Below are 7,183 nucleotides of genomic sequence, written 5' to 3'. Positions count from 1 at the left end.
GGCTGCGAACTCAATGACGAGGGCTGGGTCGCCACCGACCGCACCGGTCGCACCAGCATCGACGGCGTGTGGGCGCCCGGCAACGTCGTGGACCACACCGCCCAGCTGATCAACGCCGCGGCCGCCGGGTCCGCCGCCGCCGTCGCGCTCAACAACTATCTGGTCGCCGCCGACGTCGAGAAGGCTCTCCACGGCCACACCGAGCCAGTACCAGCCAACTGATCATCGGATCACTCGATCCTGTCCATCGTCTTGCCGTAGCAGCACGTCGGGTTCTGCGGGCCCCTCCATCCCCAAGACCTGCGCGACAAAGTCATGCCCACAATCGAAGGAACCACCATGCAGACAGCTCCCCCGGGGCCCTCGTGACGGGCGCCTCCTCCGGAATCGACTCCCCCGCGAAGCCCGGGCGCCCCGTGAACCGGTGGCTCACGCTGACCGTTGCCTGCCTCGCGGTGTTCACCGTGATGGTCGCGAGCTCGATCGTGAACGTTCTGCTTCCGACGCTGACCCGCGAGATCGACGCCTCCACCGAGGACCTGCTCTGGATCGTGGACGGGTTCAACCTCGTCTTCGCCGCACTGGTGCTCGTGGGCGGTTCACTCTCGGACCGCTTCGGCCGTAAGGGCGCACTGATCGCAGGCCTGGCCATCTACGCGTTCGCGTCGACGATGTCCGCGTTCGCGACGAACGCCGACGTGCTCATCGCGTGGCGGGCGCTGGCCGGCCTGGGAGCGGCCGCGGTGTTCCCGACGACGTTGTCGATCATCTCCAATGCCTTCCCCGACCGGGCCGAGCGGGCCAAGGCGATCGGACTGTGGGGTGCGTCCACCGGAATCTCGGTCGCGCTCGGTCCGATCGTCGGAGGTGCGCTGGCCGAGGCGTCGGCGTGGGGCGCGGCATTCTCGTTCTGCGCCGGGGTTGCGGTCCTGACGTTGGTGCTGGCCGTGTTCTTCGTTCCCGACAGCCGGGACCCGGGGGTCCCGCGCCTGGACTACCCGGGCCTGCTGCTGAGCACCCTCGCACTGGGGATGTGGGTCTACGCGATCATCCAGGCACCGGATCGGGGCTGGGGATCGGCGGCCAGCCTCGCCGACTTCGGGGCCGCGACCTGCCTGTTCGTCGCGTTCGCGATCTGGGAGACGCACGTCCCTCAGCCGATGCTCGACGTGCGCCTGTTCACCAACATGCGATTCACCGCCGCCTCCGGCGCGGTCACGCTGTCCTTCTTCGGTCTGCTCGGCTTCGTGTTCCTCATCGGCCAGTACTTCCAGTTCGTGCTCGGCTGGGGAGTGCTGGAAGCCGGGTTCCGCCAGATCCCCGTGGCGCTCTCGGTCGCCGTGAGCTCCCTGCTGGGAACCGTCCTCGCCGTACGACTCGGTACCAAGCTCGTTGTCGTCTCGGGGCTGGTCATCATGTGCGGCGGCTTCGCCTGGGTGGCGACGGTCGACGGCGCGACCACCTACAGCACGATCGCCGCCCAGATGATCGTGATCGGCGTCGGCATGGGATTCACCAGCGCCCCGGCCACCGAGGCCATCATGGGCGTCGTCCCCGCTGCCAAGGCGGGGATCGGCTCCGCCGTCAACGACGCCACTCGCGAACTCGGCGGCACGCTCGGCATCGCCGTCGTCGGCAGCGTCGCCGCCTCGATCTACCGCGACCGGCTCGCCGACAGCATCCACGACCCGCAGATTCTGCAGATCGCCCGCTCGTCGGCCGGCGCCGCCAACGTCCTCGCCCGGAAACTGGGCGACCCCTCCCTCGCCGTCACGGCACAGGACGGATTCCTCGACGGCCTGGCCGCCGGCAGCCTCGTCGCCTCCGGCGTCTGCCTCCTCGGCGCATTGCTCGCCCTGGCCTTCCTCCCCGCTCACCCCCGGGTGCCCGAGGCGGAGACCGAGCACCCGGTCGCAGACCCCGGCGTCACCCCGATCCATGACAAGCCGCTCACCGTCGCCCCGGCTTTCGTGCGCCTCGGTGAATCTGACTGACCATCACATCCCCTGACCGGCTCAGTCATCGTGGAGTAGGTACGCACCTCGTTCGTGCGCGAACTCCCCGGCCCCGGGGTGCGCACGCACACCGTCATCGAGGCCTTGCCGATGTCCAACCCTGCGACCCGTTCAACCACCACGTCCATCCGTGCACCTCGCTGGTCCGGCGTCCGGCCGAACCGGAATGGCGCGACCGGGTGCCGCCCGGAGGGATTCCTTGAGATGGACACAGACCCACGTGCTCGATAACGGCAACAATCCGACGTTCCCGGAGACCCCGCGTCAGACTCGCTCTACGGGCTCGAACCGCAGCACCAGAGTGATAGCGACGTCGCCGGACGACACCCCATCAGGATGCGGCCACGATCCCGGACCTCCCCGCACCACCCCGGACGTCCACAGACAGGGACGCACCCTGACGCACAGTCAGACGAACGGCTCCCGGCCGCAACCACCCACCGGCCTGCAACCCGACCACCATTCTCAGGCCCCGACACGCCGCCATCGAAGATCGCCAACGCGTACTCGTCTTGCTCGCACGAGGTCGGGTCGATCTGGGCCCGTCGACCGGCACACATGTAGGGCATGGGGGATGAGCAGGCCACCCGCCCTGGGCGGCTGTGATGATGTCGTTGGCGCGGTTGTCGGCGGGCGCCGGCTACCGGTATTTGTTGCAGAACATCGGGGCCGGGGACGTTGCGCGCGCGGCCGGTGAGCCTTTGGTGGGCTATTACGCAGCGAGCGGGAACCCGCCGGGCCGCTGGCTCGGCAGCGGCCTGAACGGGCTCTCCGGCGCCGCCGCGGTTCCGGTGCTGGCGCCCGGCGCGGTGGTGACCGAGGAAGCGATGGCGGCCCTCTACGGGACCGGCCACAACCCGGTGACGGGTGAGCAGTTGGGGCGCCCGTACCCGGTCTACAAGACCACCGCGCAACGGATCTCCGAGGCGGTCGCCGGGTTGCCGACAACCTTGTCAGCGCCCGGGCGGGAAGCCGCGGTCGCGGGAATAGAGGCGCGGGTCGCGGCGACGCCGAACCGGCACGCGGTTGCCGGGTACGACCTGACCTTCACGGTACCCAAGTCCGCCAGCGTGCTGTGGGCCCTGGGCGATAAGAACGTCCGGGCGGACGTGGTCGGGGCGCACCGACAGGCGATCGCCGCCGTCGTCGAGTTGATCGAGGACAGGTTCTTGTTCACCCGCACCGGAACAAACTCGTGCATGCAGGTCGCCACCCGAGGGTTGATCGCGGCAGCGTTCGATCACTACGACACCCGCACCGGGGACCCGAACCTGCACACCCACCTGGTGATCGCGAACAAAGTCCAGGGACCCGACGGGATCTGGCGCTCTGTCGATGCCCAGGTCCTCTACCGCAGCGCGGTCGCCCTGTCGGAGGTCTATGACGACCTGTTCGCCGACGCCCTCGCCGCGCTCCTCCCGGTCAGCTGGGCGCACCGCGACCGCGGTCCCCGTCGCACGGCGGGTTTCGAGATCGACGGCATCAACGACGAGCTCCTCGCGGCGTTCTCCAGCCGGGCGGCCCAGGTCGGCACCGAGCTCGACGACATGGTCGCCGAGTTCACCGCGGCGCACGGGCGCGAGCCATCGCGGGTGCAGATGCTTCGACTGCGCCAGCAGGCGACGTTGGCGACCCGGCCCGACAAGGAGATCCGCCCGCTGCCCGAACTGCGCCGCTCCTGGCGCGCAACCGCGCACGCCCTGACCGGTACGAGCCCGGACGTCACCGTCGCTGCCGCCGTCACCGGCCGCCGACGCCCGCCGGTGCCCGCTGCGGGTATTGCCGAGATGCTTGCCAGCGCTGTTCTGACGGACATTCAGGTCCGCCGATCCACCTGGACGAAGGCTAACCTGCTCGCCGAGGCTGCCCGCGCCACCCGCCACCTACGCCTGCCCACACCGAAAGCGCGCCTCGAACTGTTGGACCAGGTCGTGGACCACGCCGTCGCCGCCTGTCTGCCTCTGGATCCGCCAGCGTTGTTCCACACCCCTGCGCGCCTCCGCCGGGTCGACGCCACCAGCGTGTTCGACCGCACCGATGCGGCGGTGTTCACGACCACTGCGGTGCTGGACGCCGAGGCGCGCCTGCTCGCCGCACTGGACGAGACCAACGCACCCGTCATCCCGAGCACCCTCCTTGACGCACTGAACCGGCAGATGCCGGGCCAACGCCTGGCCGCAGACCAGCACGCCGCGATCACCGGCATCGCCACCTCCGCCCGTCGTTTGGACGTCCTAGTCGGTCCGGCCGGAACGGGCAAGACCCGCACCCTCGCGACCCTGACGAACCTCTGGCAACGCGCCCACGGGTCCGGCAGCGTCATCGGTCTGGCCCCGTCCGCTGCGGCGGCGTTCGAACTCGCCCTCGCGCTACGCATCCCATGCGAGACCACTAGCAAGTGGCTCCACGACCACAACCAGCAATCCCCCCCGCCGAGGGCCGCGACGACTACCGAGACCCTTTCCAGCCGCCCCCCACTGCGCCCCGGGACGCTCGTGATCATCGACGAGGCGTCCCTGGCCGCCACCTCTCACCTCGACGCAGTACGAGGCCACGTGCAACGGGCCGGGGCGAAACTCCTCCTGGTCGGGGACCACCACCAACTCGGCGCCGTCGAAGCCGGAGGCGCGTTCGCGCTCCTGGCCGAAACCACCACAGAACGCGGCACGGTCAACGCCCTGCACGCCCTGTGGAGGTTCCGCCACCGCTGGGAAGCAGACGCCACCCGCGCCCTACGCACCGGCGACCCCGCCATCCTCGACACCTACGCAACCCAGGGCCGGTTGCACGAAGGAGATACCGACGCGGTCGCCGAGGACGCCTACCGGGCCTGGCAGGCAGACAACGCCGCCGGGCGCACGTCACTGCTCCTGGCCCAGGACCGCAACACCGTCAAGGTCCTCAACATGCGCGCCCGAACCGATCGACTCGCGGGGGGCCAGGTCCACGGAACCGAAGCCACACTGCATGACGGGACCAGCTGCGCCCCCGGGGACTGGATCACCACCCGACAGAACGACCGGCGAATTCCCATCCCCGGCGGCGGATACATCCGCAACGGGGCCGGCTGGACCATCACCGCCGTCTACCCCGACGGCAGCATCGACGCCACCCCACGAACTGACGAAAACACGGCGCAACGCCCGACGGGTGCCGGGGCGCGCAGCAGGGAACACCTCCCCCGACCGGTGCGATTGCCCGCCCGTTACGTCGCTTACCACGTCGAACTCGGCTACGCCAGCACAATCCACCGTGCCCAAGGCGCGACCATCGACACCGCGCACACCATCGTCACCGCATCGATGAACCGCCAAGCCCTCTACGTCGCCATGTCCCGCGGCCGCGAAGCAAACCACGCCTACATCCGCACAGACCGCTCTTGGGACACAGAGGACCACCAGAAGCACGACCGCGAACTGAACGCCCGTCAGATCATGGAGAACGTCCTGGCCTCCGACGGCGCCGAACTCTCCGCAACCGCGACGCTGCGCGACCGCCAGAACGCCGCATGGTCCCCAGGACACCTCCGGGCAGTACGCGAGACCATCGCCGCGGACCCCGCGAGCGGTGAAGAAACGAGGCGCGCACTCGACGAGATCAACGCGCTCCTCGCCGCCCGCAAATCGTTGACGAGCCGGACAGCAGCGAGCTACGGCGGTCTCGAGCCCCAACGCGCACACATAAGGGGTGACGGACGAACCATCACCCCCGGAGGCTGACCCCGATGACCACCGTTCTGCTTACAGTCGATGACGCCGCCCATGCCCTGGCCATCGGGCGCACCAAGATCTACGAACTCCTCGACGCAGGAACCCTGCGCTCGATCAAGATCGGACGCGCGCGGCGGATCCCGATCGATGCGGTGCACGAGTTCGTGCGCAGCATCGAGACCGCCGCGTCGGCCTGAACGCGGACCAATGCCGCGCAGCGCCAACGGTCGGTCGTCGATCTACCGCGGAGTGGACGGGTCCTGGCACGGTTGGGTGACCGTAGGAGTACAACCGGACGGCACGCCTGACCGGCGCCATCGGCGGGCTCTGACCAAGGCCCAGATCACCGCCAAGGTCCGCGAGCTGGAGCAGCTCCGGGACAAAGGCCAGATCGGCCCCGGTGGCCGGACGCCCACCGTCGCAGAGTGGATGCGTACGTGGTTGGACACCATCGCGCCGCGCACCGCCAGCGAATCCACGATCGAGACGGCCTACCGGCCGAAGGTCGAGCACTGGATCATTCCGCGCATCGGCGCGCACCGCCTCGATCGGCTGCGACCCGAGCACCTCGACGCCCTGTACCTCGAGCTGGCGGCAGAGGGGCTGTCCAGCAAGAGCGTGCTGATGGTGCATCAGCTGATCAACCGCGCCTACCGAATGGCGATGCGGCGTGGAGTCGTCGGGCGCAACGCCGCCTCCTTGGTCGACCCACCGACCCATCGGAGCCCGGTGATGTCCCCGCTGTCCGTCACAGATGCCCAGAAGATCCTCGCGAGTGCGGTCGGAACCCCGAACGGCGCCAGGTGGTCAGTGGCGCTGGCTCTCGGACTACGTCAGGCCGAAGCACTCGGCCTGCGGTGGCAGCACATCGACTTCGAGCGGGGTGAGGTTCGGGTGTTCCAGCTCAAGCGGACCGAATACCGCCACGGCTGCGAGGACGTCGAGGCCTGCGCCAAGCCGCGCCACCGCTCGGGCTGCGCCGCCGGCTGCACCAGACATGCGCAACACTGCGAGCAGCGCACGGGTGGAGAGTGGGTCTTCCGGGAGCCGAAAGGCGGCGCGGCGCGCACGATCGTGATACCTGAACCACTGCTCGACCAGCTCCTCGCCCACCGCGAAACCCAGTCCATAGCGCGGGCCACCGCCGGCGACATCTGGCAGGACTTGGACCTGGTCTTCAGCCAGCCCAACGGGAGCCCCATCCAGACGCGTCAGGACTGGGAGGAGTGGAAGCGGCTTCTCGAAACCGCCGGCGTCCGCAACGCTCGCCTGCACGACGCCCGACACACCGCGGCGACCCTGCTCCTGGAGCAGGGGGTGGACATCCGCGTCGTGCAGCAGATCCTCGGCCACTCCACCCTCGCCGTGACCCAGCGCTACACCCACGTCACTGACTTCCTGGCCCGTCAGGCCGCCGAGCGAATGGGCCGGACGCTATGGGATTGAGCAGCTCCCGCT

At 69.2% G+C, this 7,183-nt stretch carries 5 protein-coding genes; all 5 read left to right on the top strand.

Going from position 1 to position 7,183, the window contains the following annotated elements:
- A partial coding sequence (locus tag VHU88_08675; GenBank protein HEX3611744.1) for a hypothetical protein occupies positions 1 to 222 on the top strand: 222 nt, incomplete at its 5' end.
- Positions 223 to 416: 194 nt separating this feature from the next.
- Complete coding sequence (locus VHU88_08670) at positions 417 to 1,994, top strand: MFS transporter (protein HEX3611743.1); 1,578 nt, start codon at positions 417 to 419, stop codon at positions 1,992 to 1,994.
- A gap of 629 nt (positions 1,995 to 2,623) precedes the next feature.
- Positions 2,624 to 5,734 carry a MobF family relaxase gene (gene mobF / locus VHU88_08665; protein ID HEX3611742.1) on the top strand — a complete coding sequence of 1,037 codons (3,111 nt, stop codon included), beginning with the start codon at positions 2,624 to 2,626 and terminating at the stop codon, positions 5,732 to 5,734.
- A 5-nt stretch (positions 5,735 to 5,739) separates the two neighbouring features.
- Positions 5,740 to 5,922, top strand: a complete 183-nt coding sequence (locus VHU88_08660; GenBank protein HEX3611741.1) for an excisionase family DNA-binding protein — start codon at positions 5,740 to 5,742, stop codon at positions 5,920 to 5,922.
- Between the two features lie 76 nt (positions 5,923 to 5,998).
- The gene (locus VHU88_08655; protein HEX3611740.1) at positions 5,999 to 7,171 is read left to right on the top strand and encodes a tyrosine-type recombinase/integrase; all 1,173 of its coding nucleotides are present in this window, start codon (positions 5,999 to 6,001) and stop codon (positions 7,169 to 7,171) included.
- Positions 7,172 to 7,183 lie beyond the last annotated feature (12 nt).

This window comes from Sporichthyaceae bacterium (assembly GCA_036269075.1).
Taxonomy (GTDB): Bacteria; Actinomycetota; Actinomycetes; order Sporichthyales; family Sporichthyaceae; genus DASQPJ01.
Note: the sequence above shows the minus strand (reverse complement) of the source record. Positions and strands in the feature narration are given on the sequence as shown.

What these genes read in the sequence shown, in the direction of transcription:
- mobF (HEX3611742.1), top strand. Translation starts at nt 2,624, where the DNA reads ATGTCGTTGGCGCGGTTGTCGGCGGGCGCCGGCTACCGGTATTTGTTG.
- VHU88_08660 (HEX3611741.1), top strand. Translation starts at nt 5,740, where the DNA reads ATGACCACCGTTCTGCTTACAGTCGATGACGCCGCCCATGCCCTGGCC.